The organism is Enterobacter sp. JJBC (assembly GCF_036936505.1).
Classification (GTDB): Bacteria; Pseudomonadota; Gammaproteobacteria; order Enterobacterales; family Enterobacteriaceae; genus Enterobacter; species Enterobacter hormaechei_C.
Window position 1 is genome coordinate 497,981 of record NZ_CP136935.1, and the last position, 22,377, is coordinate 520,357.

Genomic DNA, 22,377 nt, shown 5'->3' on the forward strand with positions numbered 1-22,377 from the left:
GGCGCATTCTTCCGCCCCGGGGAGGATGCGCCCTTTTTTACAGGTTGCATCCGTATGAACAAATCCATTCGCGGCCGTAAGGCCGCGTCGGCTCAGAAAGTCGATCTTTACCAGCAGGTTACTGACAAAATTATTGCCGCCATGGAAAAAGGTGTTCCACCCTGGCGCCGTCCGTGGCGTTCTGCACAGAACGTGCATGGCAGTGCGTTACCGGTGAATGCCACAACTGGCCGCCACTACAGTGGTGTGAATATTCCCCTGCTGTGGATGTCAGCGGAAGAGAGGGGGTTTCCGTCCGATCGATGGCTGACCTGGCAGCAGGCGAAAGCAGTGGGCGGTCAGGTTCGTAAGGGCGAAACGTGCTCGATGGCCATCATCTATAAGCCTTTTGAGAAACAGGCGACAGATGACAATGACAACAAACTGTTCGATAAGGACGGCAATCCCGTAATGGAGTCGCTTGCCATGCTGAAACCACTACAGCTCTTCAATGTGGCCCAGTGCGATGGCCTGCCGGACGCTGTTGCGGGCACATTGCTGGTGACGGCGGAGGATGATGAGCGTCCAACCATACTCAGTGAACATCAGCAGGAACAGATGTTGTCCATACTGAATGCAACGGGTGTGGTCTGCACGTCTTATCGACAGAACCGGGCATATTACCAGCCTTCGGCCGATCGGATTGTGATGCCAACAACGTCGCAGTTTGTGTCTGAAGCGGATTACTGGTCCACGTTGTTGCATGAACTGGTTCATGCAACCGGACACAGCAGCCGCCTGAACCGTGAAGGGATAACCTCGTCATCGCGTAAATTCGGTGATCCGGTTTACGCCTTTGAAGAGCTTATCGCTGAAACCGGCAGCGCGTTTCTCTGCGCAGAGCTGGGTATCTACGGTGATGTGCAGCACGAGAGCTACCTGGCCAGCTGGCTGAAGGTGCTCCGGGATGACAAAAAAGCATTTTTCCGTGCATGCCGGTTTGCCCGGGAAGCGTCGGAGTTTCTTCTGCAGCCCCTGAATCGTCAACCGGAACAGGAACTGGCTGATTAACCACCTGATGGCTTCGGCCATGCGTCCCCTGAGGGCATCTCCTCAGGGAGATGTCCTCTTTTTTTACTAAAAAGGAGTAAACATTATGTTTTCATGGTGCAAAAACCGTCTGGAAATTACTGCAAAATCTGTTTGTGTTGACGTCATGCAGGCCTGGATCGCCGGCACAGAAACGCCGCGTTACAGACATGCCTTACGGCAGGCGATAAAGCTGTTTCTGGCCGGATGTGCCGGGATACTTAAATCCACCAAAGCGACGGAGTATGTCGCTTACCCTTTACTTACCGCAGCCGGTGTCGGGTCATCGGTTCCCTCTAATCTGGCATTCCAGCATTTTCTGGAGTTGCTGGAAAAGGATGCGTGGATCGACAGCCAGGTCATTTCCCGTATGGAACGGATCTACCTCCAGTCCGGGGTAGACAGTCTGAAATGGGAAAGTATCCCGGCCAGCGCACGGCAGATAATGACGCAACTGATGGCCGTTCACTATGCTGACTGGTTTGGTGTTGCCGGCGCAGGTGGCACCTTTGATCCGGAGGAGCGCTGGGACTGGCTCAGCTTAATGCCGGAGACGACCTGTCCCTGCGATATGCTGATGGTGATGTCGTCACGTCTGGCGACAGAGCTGAACGGTAATAGCGAATTATTTCGTGGGCTGAACACAACGTCGGAACTGTACGTGCAGCTTTTTGGCACGGAGTTCCCGGCAGGGCACCAGGCTCTCTGGAGCCGGGAAACGATGAATACGCTGGTGCTGACGTTCGTCTCTCCGTGGTACCCGCCCTCAGGGGAGGTGATGGGAGAGATGTCCAGGCTGTTTGACTGTGAAATCCGACATTACTGGGCATCACCAGATGCCGGAACGTCGGGGTACAACTGCTTTGAACAGGGCGATCATGTTGACAGTGGCCCCTGGCCGGAAGATGTTTCGGGATTAACGCCTGAAGACGGTACCGGTGCCCGGATGTATCTGGTCACTGATTCCACTTCCGTGGTGCCGGTTCAGACAACGACAAATCAGTACGGCAGCGTACGAGCCTGACGCTGAGACTGAATGACCGGGGAGACCCGTTGAACCCACTGGCCACAACGTACGTTGTGGCCTTTTTTACCCTCAAGGGAAACACTGTTTCCCGCGGGGATCGTGTTTCCTGCTACGGAGACACGATGAATATGAAAAGTGTTATTGATCACGAAAGAGCTTTTATTTCCCTCTTTAATCAGACTGCCCGATACCATCACCGGCATCAGGTATTCGAAGACTTTGTCAGTTGTAGCGTGATTGCTCTTCAGAATGTCCTCAGCTTTTGCGAAAAGCGGGAACAGAAATATCTGCGCATCGTTGCACGCTATGAAAAGCCGGATGTCATCAGAATGGCAAAGCTGCTGGCCCATGTTGTCGATGGTCTTGACGATTCCCCTGGTGATTTTCTTGGACGGGTTTTCATGCAGCTTGAACTGGGCGACAAATATCGTGCTCAGTTTTTTACCCCCTGGGATGTTGCCATCATGATGGCACGGATGCAGCTCGGTAACGTCACTGATCATTTCAAGGACAAGCCCTTTTTTACGCTGTCGGAGCCTGCCTGTGGGGCGGGATGTATGGTCCTCGCGTATGCCGCTGTGCTACGCGATGCCGGCTACTCACCGCACCGGTACATGTGGGTTTCGGCTACGGACATTGATCCACTGGCGGCAGGGATGGCTTACATCCAGTTATCGCTGAGTGGTGTGGCGGGTGAAATTGTGATAGGGAACGCCCTGAACGATGAGCGCCGTCGGGTGTTGTATACATTTGGACATTATCAGGGTGACTGGTCCAGCCGTTTACGCTCCGCGCTGAATCCGGCCGCCTGAATCACGTCAAAAGCTCCCGCTGGTCGGGAGCTTTTTCATTGTCCCCCCTAAACCACCTCCAGGCGAGGTGGTGATTGATCCTGTAAGGCTATCAGAACGATGGAACAAAACCGAATTCAGGAGCTGTCCGCTCTTGTGTCACAGTACAGCCTAAGGCAGCACCAGGTGGTGTAAAAAAGATGTTTGTTTATGGTTCGATGAGGAACCAGAAAAGCGAGTAAATCTCAATCACTGGTTAAATAGCCAGATAAACTTATTTTATCTGGGTCAAATGAGTGATATGGTGTCACCAATGAGACCCATTGGAGGTGCTATGTCTGAATTTGAATTGCTTGCGCAGGATCTCCTGCAGAAATCCGAAGAAGAAGAAAAACTGCAGCAAGAAAAAGACAAAGAGCTGATTACAAAAGTTCTTGAAATTTATGATCAAAAATACGTGGCAGAACTGCTCAGAAAAGTAGGCAATAATGACTGGAGCAGGGAAACGATAAACCGGTGGATTAACGGGAAGTGTGGGCCAAAGTCATTGACCTCTGCTGAGGAAATTCTGCTCAGGAAAATGCTGCCAGAACCTCCGAAGCACCATCCTGACTATGCATTTCGCTTTATCGATTTATTTGCGGGCATCGGTGGTATTCGCAAAGGGTTCGAAGAAATTGGCGGTCATTGCGTTTTCACCAGTGAATGGAACAAAGAGGCTGTACGGACTTACAAGGCTAATTGGTTTAACGATGAGCAGGAACATAAATTTAACCTCGACATTCGTGAAGTCACTCTGAGTGACAGAGAAGACTTGTCGGAAACAGCTGCCTATAAGCATATTGACAAAGAAATTCCTGATCATGATGTGCTGTTGGCCGGATTCCCCTGCCAGCCCTTTAGCCTCGCAGGTGTCAGCAAAAAAAATTCTTTAGGAAGAGCTCATGGGTTTGAATGTGAAGCTCAGGGGACGCTTTTCTTTGATGTTGCGCGTATTATTAAGGCCAAAAAGCCGGCAATTTTCGTCCTTGAAAACGTTAAAAACTTGAAAAGTCACGATAAAGGCAAAACCTTCAAGGTTATCATGGAAACACTGGATGAGCTCGGTTACGAAGTTGCTGATGCCGGTGTTTCGGGTTCTGATGATCCTAAAATTATTGACGGGAAAAATTTCTTGCCTCAGCACAGAGAGCGAATTGTATTAGTTGGTTTCCGCCGTGATCTTAAAATTCACGATGGATTTACCCTTCGCAATATTCATAAATTCTACCCAAAAAATCGTCCAACATTTGGAGAGTTACTGGATCCTGCAGTTGACAGTAAATATATTTTGACACCAAAACTCTGGGAATACCTGTATAACTATGCCAAGAAACATGCTGCGAAAGGCAATGGTTTTGGGTTTGGGCTCGTTGACCCTACAAATGTGAATAGTGTGGCAAGAACTCTCTCTGCACGCTACCACAAAGATGGCTCTGAAATACTGATAGACAGAGGTTGGGACAAAGCGAAAGGAGAATTAGATTTCCGTGACGAAGAAAACCAAAGCCGGCGGCCACGAAGGTTGACCCCTCATGAATGTGCCCGCTTAATGGGGTTTGAAAAAGTCGGTGGCAAACCGTTCAGAATCCCTGTTTCTGATACCCAGTCTTATCGTCAGTTTGGGAACTCTGTTGTTGTTCCTGTATTTGAAGCTGTTGCCAGATTGCTTGAACCTTATATTAGTAAAGCTGTTGCTGTGCGTACAGACAAAGCGAAAACCAAATAAATAAAGAATGGCCTCAGGTACTTGTGCCTGAGGCCTCTCCTCATCTTTATGCCGTGTAGATGTCGATCAGCCTGGCAATGAAATGCCCCAGAGTCATCAATTCTGAACGAACAGCTTCAGGGTATTTTTTGTGCAGGGAAGAGGGGACAACCAGTGTGACCCGTTCTTGCTGCATTTCTTTAAATTGCGCCAAAGACACTCCTTCCTGAAGCGTAAAGAGATGGATGTTTTGTATCCTGTCTGCTTCATTCAACACTTGTCGCCACCGATCCTTGCATGTCGTTTTTACCGCAAGCATATGGAGTTTTTCGTCCGGAAATGCTTTGTCCTGGTATGCATCAGAAGATGGAAAAAGGAAGTCTGGCTTTTTATTCCCTTCAGTCACACATTGTGTAGCAAACTGAGTAAGACCATGTTCAAGGAAAAGCTGTTCAAGATGTAGCTCCAGTGATTTCCCTGCCCGGGATTTTCTGCGGTTACTGACTGAATTAGCCAGCGCGATAAAGTCATCAACCGAGTTAAATCCCTTCTTTATAATATCAAGGACATGCATTTCCTCTACAAGGAGGAAAATATCATATTCCACACGCCTGCGATCGATGAGTTGCTCGTCTGGGTCTGCACAGCCCTTTGAAAAGTAGCCCGCAGCGTATTTAATTATTTCGGAGCCAGATGGGAATGCGGTCTCCCAGGGCTCTGGAATTTTGTATTTCTTCCGGGTTGTTTTTGGCTGAAGAACTAATCCCCCTAAAATTTCTTTTGCAGGACCAAACCTCAGCGCTCCAGGGATAATTTCGCCAAGAATGGATTCGACAATGTCCTCTTCGTCAGGATTTTTGCAAACCCACACATCAACGTTCTTACTGTCATTTCCGGGCTCGTGCTCAAAGGCCAGGATGGACAATGCACCTGTGTTTTCAGGATCCTGAAGTGGACTCCCTGGCCCCCAGCGCGTTATGCGCTTTTCATTTCGGGTTTTACCGAAAAAGCTACCGTTATAATAAATCGCGCGAGCTTCACTATCACTGCAAACATGCGAGGAATAGGTTGCATTGAGGAAAACCGAGGGATTTTGTTCCCTGGTGTGGTCTATCGAGGGAAACAGTTCTGCAACGATGCCTGAAGGAATGTACAGTCCGACCTGATGACCGCCTGTTGCACCAGTATCATTTGCTGACAAGCGTTTGATGTACAGAAAATAATTGCCCGTTGTCTTACTCAGTAACCATTCCTGAAAACCTGACATATGCATCCTTACCTGAAGACAAATCGTTCTGTTATACTCGCCGGAGCAGTATCTCTCCATGCGAGCATATCGATACCAAAGCATGAGTTCCAGCGAGGATTAATGTCAACGCTAGATTGTTACCAGCTCCGCCAGTTTGCTGGCAATATTGGCCATTGAATCTTCAGCTGTGCTCAAACCGCTACGCGAGCCAAGTAACGGACTGACTTCGCGGAGGTCTTCATATGTTGTGTTATGCACGATAGGAACAAGAAGATCTCGTGCCAGAAGGGCCGATAGCTCTTTATCCGCAATCCCTTCCCCAGCGAGCCGTTTTAGTAGCGCAGGGGTCACCAGAACAATTCCTACGCGTGATTTTGCCAATCCTTTATCGATTTCGCGCAGTAATGTTGCACCAAGTAAAACATCCTTTTCACTAAACCAGACTGAGACTCCCTTCATCTCAAGCTGGTCATGCAGCTCTTTGGCTGCGTCCTTGCGATCGTCCCAGGCATGGCACAGAAAAACATCTCGTAAATCAGGGACAGAGGCCCGTTTCTCAACGTTTTCACGGACTGGCGTAAGAGTACGCACTTCCGCAGGGGTATAAATCACAGATGAACCCGCCCGTGACCAACGTGGCCTGGAACTGCTTCCGCCGCTGCTGCTATATCCGCTCGAACCGCCACCTGACGAGGAATAAGAGGGCATTGAGTATGAGGAGCGATAGCCGCTATAACTACCGCCGCATGCTGGGCAGGAAGCCCTTCCGCTAGCAGTGCGGTGCCCGTATCTTGGTGCTGTGCATCTGGCCATGTTCTAATCCTTTGGTTCAAAGAGTTCAGTGATTAAGTTGCCTAACTGTTTGCCACATCCTTGATGACCTATAACTGTTTTAATATCCAGTCTGTTGAAATATACAACTCAATATCCATTCAATCAATGTTGTTTTTATATTAATCACTTGACCCCAAACACAACTGCTTACCACAAGTAAAAGGAGGCAGACCGGCATGGGGCAGCATGTGCATCACATGTATATTGGCGTTGTAAATAGCACATAGTCTGGATGCCAAAGTATCGTTTCAGGATCCTGAAGGTAAGCAGGGCAAGGAACTTTACAGGACAATTTACATCCTCTGCGGAATAAAAGGTTGTGAGGTTATGGAGTTAAATGTTCAACCAGATCATGTACATCTGGTAGTTATCGTCCCTCCTAAAATCTCCATATCAACGCTGATGGGGCATCTTAAAGGTCGCAGTGCCATCAGACTCTACAATCGCTTCCCATATATCAGGAAAAAGTTATGGGGAAACCATTTTTTGTCACGCGGCTATTTTGTCAATACGGTAGGGGTAAACGAAGAGAGCATCAGGCAATATGTGCGGCATCAGGAGAAAACGGAACTAATGCACGAACAGCAGATGGAATTGCTAGAGTAGAAACTGGAAGGTAATAATAGCCCCCTTACAGGCTGAGGGCTCCCCATAAATCAGAGCTAATAAATCAGCACCATATTACGATAAGTTCTGGCATACTTTACGAGCAGGCATAGAGGTGATCTCATTGAATTGGTTGCACAAATCAGTGGATCACTAAACTCTATGTCTGTTATTTTTACCCACCTATTACTGGGGATTCCTCAGACTTACAGGGGGCATTCTCCAAAGATACCTTTTATGAAAGAGGTTATTTACTAAGATCGCTTTATCAAGGCGTTATGTCGCTTCTTCTGTTAAAGCGTTTGCCTGGAGGTGACGGAGTGCTGCTTCCAGGGTGGGGAATACTTTCGTTTCCTGACGTGACATAAAGCGATCTGTGGCAATGCCATATATGCCTGTTTCCGAGTTGAAAACGAGGCTGTGGCAACAATCCACGGCAGGATAGTTATAAATCATAAAGGCCTTTTCTTTTCGCTCATCCATAAGGAGGTATGGCAGAACGAATTCCACCATCCGTATTTTTTGTTCCAGTTCGGTTTCAGACTTTGTCGTGAAACCAATCCCGTAAACGGACTGGCCGGTATAAATATTCCCGTAGGCTGTCAGGCGCAGGCCGGGAACCGTACCGACCCACTTATCCCTGTATGCCCTCATGGCGGAGGAGGCGTCCTCACTCATCCCAAATATTCCCGGCCAGTTTGGCCTGTCTCCCCAGCTCGTAATGAGGAGCTCATCTCTCTGATTTTCCAGGTCTGCAAGGTGATCTTCAGCTATTTCCAGATTACGTTCTGCGCGTCTGACTGAACGTTCGCGCTTTGATATGACCTCACAGGCATCACTAATCAACTTTTCAGTGGCTTTGATACTTTCGTTAATTGTTGAATTGCTCATTGTTCGGCCTCCCGGCTAACTTTCGTACCGTATGCGACTTCCTGAATTTGTTTCCAGAGGCGTGCGGTCCATTCGGGTTTCAGATGCTCCGGGCTGGAGGAGCGATAAGTTGCGGTCACGTTGCTTTGTTTAGCATCGCCTGTAACTTCTATTGTCAGACGATCGTTAGCAGCCCAGTTCCGGCTCATACGATAATTAGAGCCTGGTTGGGCTGACCAGCTGGTACCTTCTGAAATCGCTGATGCTGACCAGCCAGAATTTCCCTGCCCATTGTTTCTGGCTGCGGCAACGTCTTCATCAGAGGGGAAACCATAATGCTGTTTCAGGCGCAGTGCTGCAGTATCTACGCCGAATGGCACGCTGAAAGAATGGGCAACCTCATGACGTTCAGCCAGTTTTTCAGAAGTATGCTGCCCGACAGGTGATATCATCGCGTTTACATCAGACAGCTGCTGCTTAAGCTGACTTAGCTGGTTCTGGCTACACCCCATAAGGGGCAAAAGTACAAAAGCCATTACGGGCTGAAGGATTAGTTTTTTCACCGTGTTCTCCTGAGGACCTGAAGGGGCTGTGGGTAAACAGCCCCCTCTGATTTGATAAATCAGACCGTAAACCGGAGCTGTGCGACTGCGCCGAAGGTACGATCGGTGCCTGCGATACCTGTGATATCCAGATGAACCACATCAAACGGGGAGAAGCCCAGACCTGCAGTGAAGGCATTGCCTTCACCGGACGCCATGTTCTGGCGGTAACCGGCGCGTACCTGCACCCAGTTCCAGGCATTAATCTCGGCACCCAGGCTCGCAAACTGGCGTTTCTGGTCACCGGTGAAACCACTCGCCTCAGTCAGATCGATATCAAGCGCGGTGGTGATGACGCTGTTGTGCCATGACGTGCCGGCAGTGGCCTGCGGCTTAACGTCGAACGTTTCTTTTTCTCCGTTAACGTCCCTGGTATCGACTGAACGGGGGATGATGTTCTGAACGGCCAGACCGAGAGTCCAGTTATCATTCAGGTTCGTTGCCAGACCGACGTCGGCGTTAAAACCGGTTTTGGTATTACGGTACTCACTGGAATCGATGTCGTTTTTGTCGAAGTTACTGACAGAAACGTTGTAGTTAAACAGGTCAATACGCTGGTATTTCGGTGTAATACCGAAGGACCATGCCTGGCCAGCAGTTTCAAATTCATGGGCCATGGCCACGCCGACATCGGTGATGACGGCCGCACGTCCGTAAGCTCTGGATGTCAGGGCATCAGTATCTACCGCGGAAGGAGGAATTGTGCCGTCTGCCACCTTGTCGAGATATGCCAGGTCATGATCGCTGACCTTACCGTCAACGGCGGCGGTTCCCCATGATTTCACCACGACAGCGAACGGCAGCGCCTGGTTCGGGACGGTGGCAATCACCGAAGCACCTGCCTGACCACTGGCATGGGCGTTTTTCAGATCGTTCAGTTTATTTTTCAGTGCGGCTGCGCTTTCACTGACCCCGGACTGACTGTCGACGGCCGCATCAAAACGATCCCATAACGCTTTCACATCGTCAGCACTGTCTATGGCTTTATCCGGGTCAGAGACCTGGGCGCCCACAGACGGTAGCACCAGGCTGAAATCATCTGTCGGACCGGACTGCGTCAGCAGGGCCGGGTTTGACAGTGCCGCGGTACCGTAGTGTGCTGACGCGACACCGGTACCGCCCATTGCATCACCCCGGGCTTCCATCCAGCCCGTGGCTGCATGGACTGACGGAGCTGCAGAAACCAGCAGAGCAACAGAAATGCAGCATGCCATCATTGAAGCTGAAGCTTTCATCATTAATTTCCTTTATCGTTTATGGTGTTTAAGGCAAATGGATCCCCTGGTGCGGGCGCACCAATAAAAACAATTTTTCTTAACTGTTATTTACGGAATACTGAGTGCTGTTATTTCTCTGGCTAATTCACTCCATTCTGGTGTTATATATTCAAGAGGGAAAAGAAACGGCTTTCTTTCCTCATCGGTCCGGATGTTTTTATAAAGCGGACCTGACTCTGTACTGTGGTGTTTTTGTATCTCCCGAAGCACAGTGGCTGGAAGTATTTCACCTTCTTTCAGCACATCCAGCAGATAACCGGAAACATAAAATATGTCGAAGTTGTACAGAACGTGAGTCCTGAAAAGAATGTTGGTCATGCTCAAAAAAGAATTGAGTTGTGTCTTGCTCTCGCCTGCGGACGGGCAATATCCGAGGCATTCAGTAGTACTGATTGTTACGGTATTTGTTGTTTTGTGGCGATTAACAGTTTTGTCATGCTTCATGAAAATGAAAACATTTTCGTACTCATCAGTGATACCCGAAGAAGCGTATTTGTTTTCTCTTGCCAGGAATATACCTGGAGGAGGTGTATCGTCAGATGCTGATTTCTGAATTCTTTTTTTAATTTCCCGGGCAACCTGCATCCATTCGCTGAAAGCGGTCAGGTGTACGGGCCTGGTATCACGTCCTTCCAGCCACCGGGCACTGACATAAAACCACTGTGATAATTGTTTCAGCAAAGGTGCAGTCAAATAATCCATCGTCCTTTCACGGCTTTCCAGAACGCTCAGTCCGATGTTCCAGTCAGAGAGCAGGCGAGCCACATCCAGAACCGACAACCGGTGCTCATCCATCAGCAGCCAGAAACGTTCATGTATGTGTGAGATAGCGGCCTGTCGGGGGATAAGCGTCTCGCGCATGATGCCCTCGACGAGAATATTGACCAGTTCAGCGGATGAAATACCCAGACGTCCTGAAACCAGGGTGACGAAATCCCTCACGGCGGGTTTAAAACGTATTGCAACAGGGCTGCCAGATGTTTTCTTTCCGTCGGAAAGCCGGGCTACCAGCTGCTGCATTTTTTCATCCCGTTCAGTGGTGATGCTGGCCAGAATGGAGGTGATGTTCAGACGGTTCATAATGTTTCCCGGTGTTGGCTAACACAATAATTTGGCTTAAGTTATTTTCTTTCGTATCCACTGTGGATACGTTAACTTGCGCCACTGTGGATGTATAACGATGAAATTCGATCGTTCAGATCGACTACATTGATGTAGTCAGTGTGACGACAGAGAGAACATCAAAACAGAGGCATTTATTTTTCCGGATTTAAAGATTTTCGGAGGACAAGAACCGGCCACACCCTTCTGGACGGGACCCGCCAGCGCCACTGAACCAGAAGAATTTCCAGCTGCATGACTGCACGCGCAGCGGGCGTGAAGGGGACGTATATGACATGGCTCCGGTAACAGCCGGGCTGAAGAGACTCTCTGATGCGTTTAATCCGGCAAGAGGTCAGCAGGTGGGATGCCACCACCACGGTTTGCTCATCGCCCCTGAGGGCTTCCGCCACGCTGTCCAGCACGCCCTTCCAGAACCAGGCCACACGTCCGGATGAAATACTGACGGTTGGCTGGTTCGGTGACAGATGAACAAAGATTCTGGATTTACGCCTGTGGTGACTCAGAATACAGGGGCGGTTGACGAGTCGGCAATGTATCCGGTTCACGATGCGTAAAGAAAAAGGGGACATCATAATAAGCCCCCAGACCAATACTGTCCCGTCCTGATACTCCGTAATGAGAGTGCTGAGCCCGTAACTTATCAGGCCCCAGCAAAGGAGAATTCCACAGACCACTACTCTTTGCATTCCTGTCGCTCCAGTCAGATTTCTGATGGCGCATAAGAAAACATGCAGATGAATTCGGTTCACGCGAAAACTGTGAACCGGCCCTGAAGGATTAATGCAAGCTCATTTTGTTTAATCAGCCACTCAGGCTTTTGCCTTGCAAAAAACAATGGCCTCCATAGCGTAGCGTCAATTCAGATTCAGGTTATGGAGGCGGTGATGCGGGGGCTGAAGTGGTTAACAGGGCTGGCTCAGTCAGGTGGGGCAGAACATACAGTTAGGCCCTCCATGGGGAGTGTGCAAACGGGAGGATTCCGGAGCGTTCAGTCCGGTCAGACGTTACTGGACACGGTGGAGCGACAGAAGCTCGTCAGGATGCTGCGGGAAAATTGTCCGCTGTCACAGTCCGCCTGTGATGCGTTCTGGTTAAAACCGCTACAGCAACTGGCGGGTCGTGTTCAGGCAGTACCGGCAGCATGGGGAGGGCCGTTTTCCACATCGGGGGGCTTTATTGACCTCAGCTTATCCGTGGCCACGCGTTCCGTAAGGCTGGTTCGCGGGATGATGTTACCTCCGGGGGCGACGCCTGAGGCGCAGGCAGAGCAGGGACCTGCCTGGGTATGTGCCGTGTTCTGGGCAGGGCTTTTTCATCACCTGGACTGGCTGTCACAGATGGAGGGAAGTCTGGTGAGCGGAAAGCCCTGGTATCCGGGCATGGAAATACCCGGTGCAGACTGGCGGGTCCGTCCACATCAGAGAGGACCGGGGGCGATGAATGGTATGTACATTGCCAGCAGGTTAATCCCGGACGCCGCTGCTGTCTGGCTGCAGCGCTGGCCCGCGCTTTCCGGTGCGCTATTTTTGTACCTCAGCGGACAGAAAGCGCAGTCCGGCATTCTTAACCGCATCATCAGTGATGCGCTTGACAGTGTTGCATTTACAGCAGGAGCTGGCCCAGTGCAGTCTGCAGTAAGCCCCGGGGCCCCGGCAGGAAACGAGCAAGTCGATGACAAAACCGGGGATAAGAGTTCCCCAGATTTAATAGACGATGATATGCATCAATCGTCCAGACACAAAAATATAACACCGGTTCCAGAACCCATTAACCTTGCATCAGCAGGTTACGATGCAAACCAGACAGATGATTGTGTTGCTGGCAATGAAGCCCTGCCGGTTACGTTGCTCTCGGCATTTGAAAACCGTGATATGCGTTCATCAGAGCCTGCAGATGAGTCAGACCCGAATGCGTCAATATCAACGGCGGAACTTCTGAGTGTGCTTGACCTGATGTCCGGTTCCCCGGCTTCTGGTGTCGAAGTCAGGGTCGATACAATAACGTCTGAAAAGTCTGTGCCGGACGTCACTGAATCAGGTACGCCAGGAGAGATGTTTCTGGTCTGGCTTAAATCCTCCATCCTGGACGGTTCAGTTAGCGTAAATGAGCGCGAGAGTTTTGCTCATATTCTGGCTCAGTTTGTATTTATTGTTTCACCTGAGTGTTTTTTTAAATATTTATCGCTGAACACGAATGCATCACTGGATAAAGCGGAACTGCAAAAGAGCTTTGAGATGCTTGATATTCATTATTCACGAAATGGTAAAGGCCTGTGGCATTACCATAAATACGATACGCCTGACAAAAGCGGTCGTTATACAAAAATGTCAGGTTACATGCTGAGTGCTGACATTATTTACAGAAAGGGAACCTGTCCACCGGACAGTGTATGGCTTGCACAAAGAACTTAATGTTGTTGCATTAAGTCAGAATAAAAACAGACGAGGTAAAAATGAATAATGCATTTAAAAATGTGCTGGATGATTATTTTTTCAGTAAGTCTTTGCGTCCGGCAACAGAGTGGAGCTACAGGAAAGTAGTGAGGTCATTCATATCCTTTGCCGGGGAAGATATTACACCTGAACGGGTAAATAAAACGCTGGTTTTAACGTGGCGTCGTAGAATCATTCAGGAGGAGGGTCTGAGCAGGACAACATGGAATAATAAAGTGACCCATATGCGGGCTATTTTCAATCATGCTATTAACAATGGGCTGGTAACAATGCGGGAAAATCCGTTCAATGGCGTGATTACCCGGCCCGATGTTAAACGTAAAAAGACGCTGACCGATGTTCAGATGAATAAAATCTATCTGCACATGGAGGCGAGGGAGCAGGATGAGCGTATGGGGGTGATGGAATCGAGGAAAAGCGCCCTGAGACCAGCCTGGTTCTGGCTTACTGTACTGGATGCACTGAGGCGGACGGGGATGCGACAGAACCAGCTACTGCACATTCGCCTGGAAGATGTGAATTTTGAGCACCGGTGGATTAATCTCCGGCCGGAGGGAGCCAAGAACCACAAGGAACACCGGGTACCTGTTACTGAGAACCTCCGCCCCCGGCTTGAAAGACTCTACAATCTTTCAGTTGAGCGCGGTGCGAAGATGCAGGATCAGTTATTTAATCTTGCCCGCTTTGATGGCAGGAAGAATGATGTCAGCAGCAATATGGATTGTCCGCCGCTGCGCGCGTTTTTCAGAAGACTTTCACGGGAGTGTGGGTTTACCGTCAGCCCGCACCGGTTCCGTCACACGATTGCGACTAACCTGATGCGTCTGCCGGATCGTAACCTGAAAATGGCGCAGGACCTGCTGGGCCATTCCACGCCGACAGTCACGCTGGAGTATGTTGAAAGCGATCTGGATAAGGTCAGGGACATGCTGGAGGAGCTGGATGCGGCATAAGACTAATCTTAAGTTAAATTCTAAGTTCATGATATTAAAAATGGAAAAAAATGGGGTGTTTGATTTACAAAAGATTGACACAGGGAGGAAGTGAGGGTAAATACGTTCGTGAAGTAAAAGTGTGGACGTGAGAAACCCAGAGGATGGTCGAAACATCCTCTGGATTTAAGTCCCGTGTTCAACTGATGCGGCAACACAAGTACCATCATCATGCCGTCTGGGAACTACTGTCTTGCCCGTTAAGGTTCTCATCTCTTAACGAACAGGCTCTGAAGAAGTGGTGCCCGGACTCGGAATCGAACCAAGGACACGGGGATTTTCAATCCCCTGCTCTACCGACTGAGCTATCCGGGCAACGGAGCGCATTAAACCGCAATCGCGCGCGATCGTCAACATTATTTCGGGAAAAGCTGTTCAACTGCTTAAGTTTGCGGCAATCTGTCCGTTTGTGTCCTGGAATTGCACAAATCTTCCAGACAGTTCAGGCAAGATGTGACAATGCTGGCGGTAAGAGGAGGGCAGTATGGCAAACGACTGGCTTGAGCTGCGTCAGCATGCAGAAACAGGTATTGAGACAATTAAGGCGCATTTCGAAGGACATGCTTTTGATCCCCACTGGCATGATAGCTATCTGGTCGGAATAACCCTTTCCGGCACGCAGCAGTTTCACTGTCGCCGTGAACGCCACCGTAGCCAGCCGGGCGATGCTTTTTTACTTGAGCCCGGGGAGATCCATGACGGTGATGCACCGGTAGAGGGGGGCTTTACTTATCTGACCTTTTATCTGGATGAACACTGGCTCACCCGTACGCTTCAAGGGCTGTACGACTCTACTCCCGGGAGCTACACCCTCCACTTTGCCCAAACGCTGACGCGAGAGCCTCAGTTGGTGCGTGCTATCGGTGATACATTTGCCTCGTTGCATAACGATGAGATGAAGATCGTCCAACAGAGCACAATGGATAACCTGCTCTCTCAGATAACTACCCACTGCCACTGGCGTAAGAAACTCCCGTCGCAATTACAAAGCTCCGCTGTGGCGCATCGTGCCCGCGACTATCTCTATGCGCATATCGGCGAGAACGTGGGGCTATCAGACCTTGCCCGCGAGACGGGTACGGATCGCTTTACCCTCACCCGCTGTTTTAAACGCGAATTTCACCTGGCACCGCACGCCTGGCTTATCCAGCTGCGACTGGCAAAGGCCCGACAGATGCTGGCGTGTGGGGAACTGCCTGTTGATGTTGCGACGGCAGTGGGTTTTGCCGATCAAAGCCATCTTGGTCGCTGGTTCCAGCGTGCATACCGTATTTCTCCGGCACACTACCGCCGGTTGTGCACAAACCTTCCAGACGTTTCCAGAAAATAACGGCACATTCGTGGCTCTAATAAAAAAGGAGTCACCTGTGAATTTATTACCCTTCCTGCTGTTTGCATTTGTCGCCTCGATTACACCGGGGCCAACCAACATTCTGGTACTGGCTAACAGTCAGCACTTTGGCGTAAAAAATACGGTTCCTGCGATCCTGGGCGGGTGTATTGCCGCCAGCGCTATTGTTCTGGTTTCAGGCGCTGGGGCAGGAGAAGTGTTACGCCAGTATCCACTGATACGTCAGGTAATGAGCTGGGCGGGTGTGCTGTGGCTTTCCTGGATGAGCTGGCAGCTGTTTAGCGCCCCGGCCGCGAATCTCTCCTCCAGAAGTCACGTCCGATTTACCGCGCGGGCGGCGGCGTTACTACAGGTTGTAAACCCAAAAACATGGATGATGGCGCTGGCAGTTGTCAGCCTGTTTGCTCCGGCAAGCGACCATGCATTACGGGATATTACGCTGATGGCGCTATGGTTTCTGGCGATCTCCGTGGTCTGTTTGTTGTGCTGGGCGTGGCTGGGGAAGGCGGTGAACCGGATTTTCCGCACCACCGTGGCGATGGTGCGATTTCAGCGCGCGATGGCGCTGTGTTTGTTTATTTCCGCCTGGATGGGAATGCTGGCTTAGGTCAGTGCACCACCCATACGACACTGCGCGAACCGCAAAATATCTTCCGCCAGACGGTGCGCCGTATCCACATCCGCCTGGCTACGGTTCACCAGCATGCGGCTCAGGCAACCTTCCAGCACCAGCTCCATCTGCTTCGCGACCATTGCCGGATCATCCACTTCAAGTGTGGTCAGCAGCTCATGTGTGAACTCGTGCGCGGCTCGTTTTTGCTGATCTGCCAGTTGATGGATGGGGTGCCCAGGATCCGGATAGTAGGTGCAGGCGGCGATAAACAGACAACCTGGGTAACGGTTGTTGGTAACACACTCCGTCAGTGCGGTATAGCGCGCCAGCAGCTTTTGCTCGGTGGTCAGTTCTTCATTCAGCATCAGCTGCCTGCGCCAGATATCCACCTGCTGGCTGAGATAGCGCAGGGCATCGTACAGCAGCGCCTCTTTATCCGGCCAGAAGCGCTTAAGTTCATCCAGAGGGTAATCGATACGGTCGGCGACCATCTCAAGCGTGGTGCTGGCGATCCCTTGAATCTCAAGCAATTGCAGGGCTTGTCCCAGTACGTCTTCGCGTTGCACGGTTATCTCCTCCGCTATTCCCAACGGTTTGTCCCGTCTAAAGTGTTGTTTACGGTTGGCGATTGCGCAAATGCGCGTTGAATGCCGTCGCGTCCATAAACCCGGTTACACGCTGCGTCGGCTGTTCTTCCCCCTGTTCATTGAAGAACAGGATGGTAGGCAACCCGAGCACGTTAAGTTGCTTCAGCAGAGCCTTATCCTGCGTGCTGTTGGCGGTAACGTTCGCCTGGAGCAGAACGGTATCGCTCAGCGCATGTTGTACCTGCGGATCGCTGAAGGTGTATTTTTCAAACTCTTTGCAGGCCACGCACCAGTCGGCATAGAGATCGAGCAAGACCGGTTTGCCTTTCGCCTGCGCCAGGGCGTGGTTAAGGTCATCTACGTTTTTAATCTGTATAAAATTCAGATGAGCCTGCGTTTGACCTGCCGGGGTGCCAAACGCCCAGTCCTGTAGCGGACGGACGCTCACCAGCGCGGCCGCCAGCAGAAGGATCTGTAGCAGGCGCATCCACGGTTTCTTCGCCCCCAGACTCACGATAAACGCCCAGCTGAAGAAGGCCACGCCGAGCATCGCCCAAAGACGTGTACCCCACACATCACCGATGATGCGCTCCAGCAGAAATACCGGCAGCGCCAGAATGACAAAACCAAACGCGGTTTTCACCGTCTCCATCCACGGGCCGCTTTTCGGCAGCAGACGATTGCCAAACACCGTCACCAGGATCAGCGGCAGGCCCATGCCGAGCGCGTAGAGGTACAGCGTGCCGCCGCCGAGCCACAGGTTGCCGCTCTGAGCAATGTATAACAGGATGGCGCTCAACGGCGCAGTGGTGCAGGGGGAGCAAATCAGCCCGGCGATGGCACCCATGGCGAACACGCCGCCCGCAGAGCCACCCTGCTGACGGTTGCTCATCAGCGTCAGACGGGTTTGCAGGGAAGAGGGCAGTTGCAGGGTGAACAGGCCAAACATCGACAGCGCCAGCAGAATAAACACCGCTGACAGTCCGATAAGCACATAAGGATGCTGAAGGGCGGCCTGGAACTGCAACCCGGCAGCGGCGACCACGAGGCCGAGCGCCGTATAGGTTAACGCCATGCCCTGTACATAGATAAAGGCCAGCAACAGCGCACGGGCGGTGGAAAGGCGTTGTTTACCGCCCAGCACGATGCCAGAGATAAGCGGGTACATAGGCAGTACGCAGGGCGTAAAGGCGATGCCGATACCAATCAATAACGCCCAAAGTGCTGAGAACGGAAGGTCTGAAGTGGCTTCGACTGCGCCTTCACCCTTCACCCTGGCCCTCTCCCCTGAGGGGAAAGGGGAGGCAGCGGCTTTCACTTCGCTAAGCGGAACGACCTTTGTTTCAGGTGGGTAACAGAATCCGGCGTCTGCGCAGCCCTGATAGGTGACCGTTAATGTGGCACCTTTATCGGCATGGTTCACCGTGACGGGCACGCTTAAGCGCTGGCGATAAATTTCACTCTTACCGTAGAACTCGTCCTCGTGCCACACGCCAGCGGGCATCTGCAATGCGCCGACGTTCGCCTTTGCCGGCGTGATGCTGACCTGCTTGCGATAGAGGTAGTAACCCTCTTTCACCTGCCAGGTGAGACTGAGATCGTGCTGGTTTTGCTGAAAGTCGAAAACGAATGCCTGGTCGGCAGGAATAAAGTTCGAACGGCCGGGTGCGTCAAACAACCCGGCAAAAACTGACGTGCTGCACAGCAGCAGGATCAGCGTAATGAAGCGTTGAGCCATGAGAGATAATCGTTATCGCCGTGGACCACTGGCAGCACCAGCAGCTCCGGGGTTTGGTATGGATGATGAGACTTGAGGCAGTCGAGGAGCGCCTGCTGGTTTGTCAGGTTGGTTTTGAGCAACATCTGGACTTCGTACTCTTGCTCCAGCTTGCCTTCCCAGTAATAAAGGGAGGTGGCGCCGGGAAGAAGCGTGACACAGGCAGCCAGTTTTTCGGCCAGCACTTTGGCGGCCAGATCCTGGGCAGAAGCTTCATCAGGGGCGGTGCACAGTACAACAACAGCATCAGGCGTGTTCACAAGTCGACCTCCTCATCACGAAAGTCTTCACTATATCACGCAAGGCGGTTGGTCATTAATGAAACGGGCCGCAGAGCGGCCCGTTTTTAACTATTTTTACAACGGCTAATCGTTTACAGCACAATGCCGCCGATGATAAAGCCGAGGATCACGCAGAGCGTAATCGCCACCACGCCCGGGATGAGGAACGCGTGGTTAAACACGTACTTACCAATACGGGTTGAGCCGGTGTCATCCATCTCAACTGCGGCCAGCAGGGTTGGGTAGGTTGGCAGCACGAACAGGGCGGAAACCGCTGCAAAAGAGGCAATCGCCGTCAGCGGCGTCACGCCCAGCATCAGTGCCGCAGGCATCAGCGCTTTGGTGGTCGCAGCCTGGGAGTACAGCAGCGTCGCGGCAAAGAACAGCACTACTGCCAGCAGCCACGGATAGTTGTGCAGCAGGTCGCCTGCAACGGTCTGGATATCGCTGATGTGCGCTTTCACAAAGGTATCACCGAGCCACGCCACGCCCAGCACGCACACGCAGGCGCTCATACCGGATTTGAAGGTGCTGGCGTTCAGCACTTCACTGGTGTCGATTTTACAGGTGATGCTGATCAGCGTCGCGATGGTCAGCATAAACACCACAATGGCTTCGTTACGCGGCAGAACCGGGTTCTGGATCAGACCTACCGTGTCGCTGATGGCGGTCGCGTAGAACATCACGGCGACGATACCAATCAGAAACAGCAGCACGGAGCGTTTTGCATGCGGCTTCAGCTCGAAGACCTGGCTACCGCGCAGGCTCACTTCACCTTTTGCCAGACGCTCCTGGTAAACCGGATCGTCTTTCAGCTCGGCACCGAGGAAGTTACACAGCACGGCAGTGATCATTACCGCAATCAGCGTGACCGGAATACAGATTGCCAGCAGCGTCAGGTAACTTACGCCCATTGGCTCAAGGATGCCCGCGAAGAAGACCACCGCCGCGGAAATAGGCGAGGCGGTAATCGCAATCTGGGAGGCGACCACGGCAATAGAAAGAGGGCGAGACGGGCGAATACCCTGCTCTTTCGCCACTTCGGTGATGACCGGCAGCGTGGAGAAGGCAGTATGGCCAGTACCGGCGAGAATGGTCATAAACCAGGTCACCAGCGGGGCAAGGAAGGTGATGTATTTCGGATGGCGACGCAGCATACGCTCCGCCAGGCTCACCAGGTAGTCCATACCGCCAGCGACCTGCATGGCCGCGATAGCAGCAATAACCGCCATGATGATTTCGATAACGTCAAAAGGGATTGCGCCGGGTTTAATCTGAAAGATCAGGGTAAGTACAAGCACTCCGAGACCGCCAGCAAAACCGATGCCGATTCCCCCGAGTCGTGCGCCCAAATAAATCGCCAACAGGACGATGACGAGTTCTGCTCCAAACATAAAGACCTGCCTTGCTCATTAACAAGTTGATATTGAATTGTTGTGTTTTGGTAACGCCCATAAAGAAAAAAGGCACGTCACAAGTGACGTGCCTTTCGGAAGCTTAGCCTGAACGGTTACTGTTCGCTTTCATCGGTATATCGTTTCGCTTTATATGCCGGGTGCATCAGGTTCTGGGCGGAGAAGATATCGTCCAGTTCGGCTTCGGTCAACAATCCTCGCTCGAGAACCACCTCACGTACGCTCTTACCGGTTTCGGCACAAATCTTCCCGACGATATCGCCGTTGTGGTGGCCGATGAAGGGGTTGAGGTAGGTGACGATGCCGATGGAGTTATAGACGTAGCCTTCACACACTTCTTTATTCGCGGTGATGCCGTTAATGCATTTTTCCAGCAGGTTGTAGCAGGCGTTGGTCAGAATATGGATAGATTCAAACATCGCCTGGCCAATCACCGGCTCCATCACGTTCAGCTGGAGCTGACCGGCTTCGGAGGCCATGGTGACGGTCGTATCGTTACCAATAACCTTGAAGCAAACCTGGTTCACCACTTCTGGCACCACCGGGTTCACTTTAGCTGGCATGATGGATGAACCCGCCTGCAACTCTGGCAGGTTGATTTCATTCAGGCCAGCGCGCGGACCGGAGGAGAGCAGGCGCAGGTCGTTACAGATTTTGGACAGTTTCACCGCCAGACGTTTCAGGGCGCTGTGCACCATCACGTAGGCGCCGCAGTCTGAGGTAGCTTCAATCAGGTCTTCCGCAGGCACAACCGGCAGGTTGGACACTTCAGCCAGCTTCTGTACCGCCAGTTGCTGATAGCCATCTGGCGTGTTCAGGCGTGTACCGATGGCGGTTGCGCCCAGGTTCACTTCCAGCAGCAGTTCGGACGTACGCAGCAGGTTTTTCGTCTCTTCGTTCAGCAGCACGTTAAACGCGTGGAATTCCTGTCCGAGGGTCATTGGCACCGCGTCCTGCAACTGGGTACGGCCCATTTTCAGGATGTCCTGGAACTCAACGGCTTTACGCTGGAAGCCATCGCCCAGCTGATTAATCGCGTCGACCAGTTTGACGACAGAGGCATACACCGCGATGCGGAAGCCGGTTGGGTAGGCGTCGTTGGTGGACTGACATTTGTTAACGTGGTCGTTCGGGTTCAGGTACTGGTATTCACCTTTCTGATGACCCATCAGCTCCAGGCCGATGTTTGCCAGCACTTCGTTGGTGTTCATGTTGACAGAGGTGCCCGCGCCGCCCTGATAGACGTCGACCGGGAACTGATCCATGCATTTGCCGTTGTTCAGCACCTCATCGCACGCGGCGATAATCGCATTTGCAGCGCTTTTAGGAATGGTTTGCAACTCTTTGTTTGCCAGAGCCGCGGCTTTTTTTACCATCACCATGCCACGCACAAATTCAGGGATGTCGCTGATTTTGCTGTTGCTGATGTAGAAGTTTTCAATCGCTCTCAGAGTGTGAACACCATAGTAGGCATCCGCTGGAACTTCCCTGGTACCCAACAAATCTTCTTCGATACGAATGTTGTTTAACATGTGAACCTTCTTTTCAAGCTGCCGATGGATTGTACTAAACACACAGTATATATGTGGTTTTGAATATTTTATGACCGACGATTATTCCCTCAATCGGCCAGATGTTCGAGATCATATGCTGATGATAGCGAATTGCCGTAAGCTGGATCACTTATTATCGACCCGATTTCATGATAATTA

General features: G+C 51.4%; 19 protein-coding genes, 1 tRNA gene and 2 pseudogenes. 9 read left to right on the plus strand and 13 right to left on the minus strand.

All coding sequences use genetic code 11. From position 1 onward, the window contains the following. The first annotated feature begins 54 nt into the window (after nucleotides 1-54). From RY075_RS02415 to RY075_RS02430, 4 genes are all read left to right on the plus strand, one after another. Nucleotides 55-1,050, plus strand: a complete 996-nt coding sequence (locus RY075_RS02415) for a zincin-like metallopeptidase domain-containing protein (RefSeq protein WP_338628091.1) — start codon at nucleotides 55-57, stop codon at nucleotides 1,048-1,050. A gap of 85 nt (nucleotides 1,051-1,135) precedes the next feature. Then, nucleotides 1,136-2,092, plus strand: a complete 957-nt coding sequence (locus tag RY075_RS02420; protein WP_338628092.1) for a DUF1281 domain-containing protein — start codon at nucleotides 1,136-1,138, stop codon at nucleotides 2,090-2,092. Nucleotides 2,093-2,223: 131 nt separating this feature from the next. Next, complete coding sequence (locus RY075_RS02425) at nucleotides 2,224-2,907, plus strand: SAM-dependent DNA methyltransferase (protein ID WP_338628634.1); 684 nt, start codon at nucleotides 2,224-2,226, stop codon at nucleotides 2,905-2,907. Nucleotides 2,908-3,220: 313 nt separating this feature from the next. Next, nucleotides 3,221-4,654 carry a DNA cytosine methyltransferase gene (locus RY075_RS02430; RefSeq protein ID WP_338628094.1) on the plus strand — a complete coding sequence of 478 codons (1,434 nt, stop codon included), beginning with the start codon at nucleotides 3,221-3,223 and terminating at the stop codon, nucleotides 4,652-4,654. A 46-nt stretch (nucleotides 4,655-4,700) separates the two neighbouring features. Here the strand turns inward: RY075_RS02430 and RY075_RS02435 are convergent, their stop codons facing one another. Then, nucleotides 4,701-5,900 (minus strand): type II restriction endonuclease, encoded by a 1,200-nt coding sequence (locus tag RY075_RS02435; RefSeq protein ID WP_338628096.1) that lies wholly within the window; start codon nucleotides 5,898-5,900, stop codon nucleotides 4,701-4,703. Between the two features lie 111 nt (nucleotides 5,901-6,011). Then, nucleotides 6,012-6,494, minus strand: a complete 483-nt coding sequence (locus RY075_RS02440; RefSeq protein WP_338628098.1) for a toll/interleukin-1 receptor domain-containing protein — start codon at nucleotides 6,492-6,494, stop codon at nucleotides 6,012-6,014. A gap of 454 nt (nucleotides 6,495-6,948) precedes the next feature. Between RY075_RS02440 and tnpA the strand changes: the two are divergent. Continuing rightward, a pseudogene (gene tnpA, locus RY075_RS02445) lies at nucleotides 6,949-7,322 on the plus strand (IS200/IS605 family transposase). A 276-nt stretch (nucleotides 7,323-7,598) separates the two neighbouring features. On the opposite strand, the gene RY075_RS02450 reads toward tnpA, so the two are convergent. The 5 genes and pseudogenes from RY075_RS02450 to RY075_RS02470 form a co-directional block, all read right to left on the minus strand. Continuing rightward, nucleotides 7,599-8,213, minus strand: coding sequence for a hypothetical protein (locus RY075_RS02450; protein WP_338628099.1), 615 nt, complete (start codon nucleotides 8,211-8,213; stop codon nucleotides 7,599-7,601). Beyond that, nucleotides 8,210-8,755, minus strand: a complete 546-nt coding sequence (locus tag RY075_RS02455) for a hypothetical protein (protein WP_338628101.1) — start codon at nucleotides 8,753-8,755, stop codon at nucleotides 8,210-8,212. Before RY075_RS02455 ends, RY075_RS02450 begins: the two co-directional genes overlap by 4 nt. A 59-nt stretch (nucleotides 8,756-8,814) precedes the next feature. Then, nucleotides 8,815-9,954 (minus strand): annotated as a pseudogene (locus RY075_RS02460) (conjugal transfer protein TraF); the annotation flags it as partial. Nucleotides 9,955-10,119: 165 nt separating this feature from the next. Further along, nucleotides 10,120-11,151, minus strand: coding sequence for a hypothetical protein (locus RY075_RS02465; protein ID WP_338628102.1), 1,032 nt, complete (start codon nucleotides 11,149-11,151; stop codon nucleotides 10,120-10,122). 176 nt (nucleotides 11,152-11,327) lie between these two features. Then, on the minus strand, nucleotides 11,328-11,768 hold the full coding sequence (locus tag RY075_RS02470; protein WP_338628103.1) for a pili assembly chaperone: 441 nt from the start codon (nucleotides 11,766-11,768) through the stop codon (nucleotides 11,328-11,330). Nucleotides 11,769-12,149: 381 nt separating this feature from the next. Between RY075_RS02470 and RY075_RS02475 the strand changes: the two genes are divergently transcribed. Further along, nucleotides 12,150-13,607: a TraI domain-containing protein gene (locus RY075_RS02475; protein WP_338628104.1), complete on the plus strand. Its 1,458-nt coding sequence runs from the start codon at nucleotides 12,150-12,152 to the stop codon at nucleotides 13,605-13,607. Between the two features lie 41 nt (nucleotides 13,608-13,648). Further along, entirely contained in the window at nucleotides 13,649-14,602 is a 954-nt protein-coding gene (locus tag RY075_RS02480) for a tyrosine-type recombinase/integrase (protein ID WP_338628105.1), read from the plus strand. A gap of 278 nt (nucleotides 14,603-14,880) precedes the next feature. Here RY075_RS02480 and RY075_RS02485 read toward each other — a convergent pair. Continuing rightward, nucleotides 14,881-14,956, minus strand: a tRNA-Phe gene (locus tag RY075_RS02485). A gap of 169 nt (nucleotides 14,957-15,125) precedes the next feature. Here RY075_RS02485 and RY075_RS02490 point away from each other — a divergent pair. Together RY075_RS02490 and RY075_RS02495 are read left to right on the plus strand one after the other, a co-directional pair. After that, nucleotides 15,126-15,971: an AraC family transcriptional regulator gene (locus RY075_RS02490; RefSeq protein WP_047654584.1), complete on the plus strand. Its 846-nt coding sequence runs from the start codon at nucleotides 15,126-15,128 to the stop codon at nucleotides 15,969-15,971. 37 nt (nucleotides 15,972-16,008) lie between these two features. Further along, nucleotides 16,009-16,599, plus strand: coding sequence for a LysE family translocator (locus RY075_RS02495; RefSeq protein ID WP_003855903.1), 591 nt, complete (start codon nucleotides 16,009-16,011; stop codon nucleotides 16,597-16,599). Here RY075_RS02495 and RY075_RS02500 read toward each other — a convergent pair. The 5 genes from RY075_RS02500 to aspA all read right to left on the minus strand — a co-directional run bounded on the left by RY075_RS02500 (nucleotide 16,596) and on the right by aspA (nucleotide 22,197). Beyond that, complete coding sequence (locus RY075_RS02500; protein WP_017383972.1) at nucleotides 16,596-17,171, minus strand: transcriptional regulator; 576 nt, start codon at nucleotides 17,169-17,171, stop codon at nucleotides 16,596-16,598. The genes RY075_RS02495 and RY075_RS02500 overlap by 4 nt on opposite strands. 49 nt (nucleotides 17,172-17,220) lie before the next feature. Continuing rightward, nucleotides 17,221-18,930 (minus strand): protein-disulfide reductase DsbD, encoded by a 1,710-nt coding sequence (locus tag RY075_RS02505; protein ID WP_023324030.1) that lies wholly within the window; start codon nucleotides 18,928-18,930, stop codon nucleotides 17,221-17,223. Further along, nucleotides 18,906-19,229 carry a divalent cation tolerance protein CutA gene (cutA, locus tag RY075_RS02510; protein WP_003855908.1) on the minus strand — a complete coding sequence of 108 codons (324 nt, stop codon included), beginning with the start codon at nucleotides 19,227-19,229 and terminating at the stop codon, nucleotides 18,906-18,908. Before cutA ends, RY075_RS02505 begins: the two co-directional genes overlap by 25 nt. Before the next feature lie 113 nt (nucleotides 19,230-19,342). After that, the gene (locus tag RY075_RS02515; RefSeq protein WP_003855921.1) at nucleotides 19,343-20,644 is read right to left on the minus strand and encodes an anaerobic C4-dicarboxylate transporter; all 1,302 of its coding nucleotides are present in this window, start codon (nucleotides 20,642-20,644) and stop codon (nucleotides 19,343-19,345) included. 116 nt (nucleotides 20,645-20,760) lie between these two features. Next, nucleotides 20,761-22,197 (minus strand): aspartate ammonia-lyase, encoded by a 1,437-nt coding sequence (gene aspA, locus RY075_RS02520; protein WP_003855923.1) that lies wholly within the window; start codon nucleotides 22,195-22,197, stop codon nucleotides 20,761-20,763. Nucleotides 22,198-22,377 lie beyond the last annotated feature (180 nt).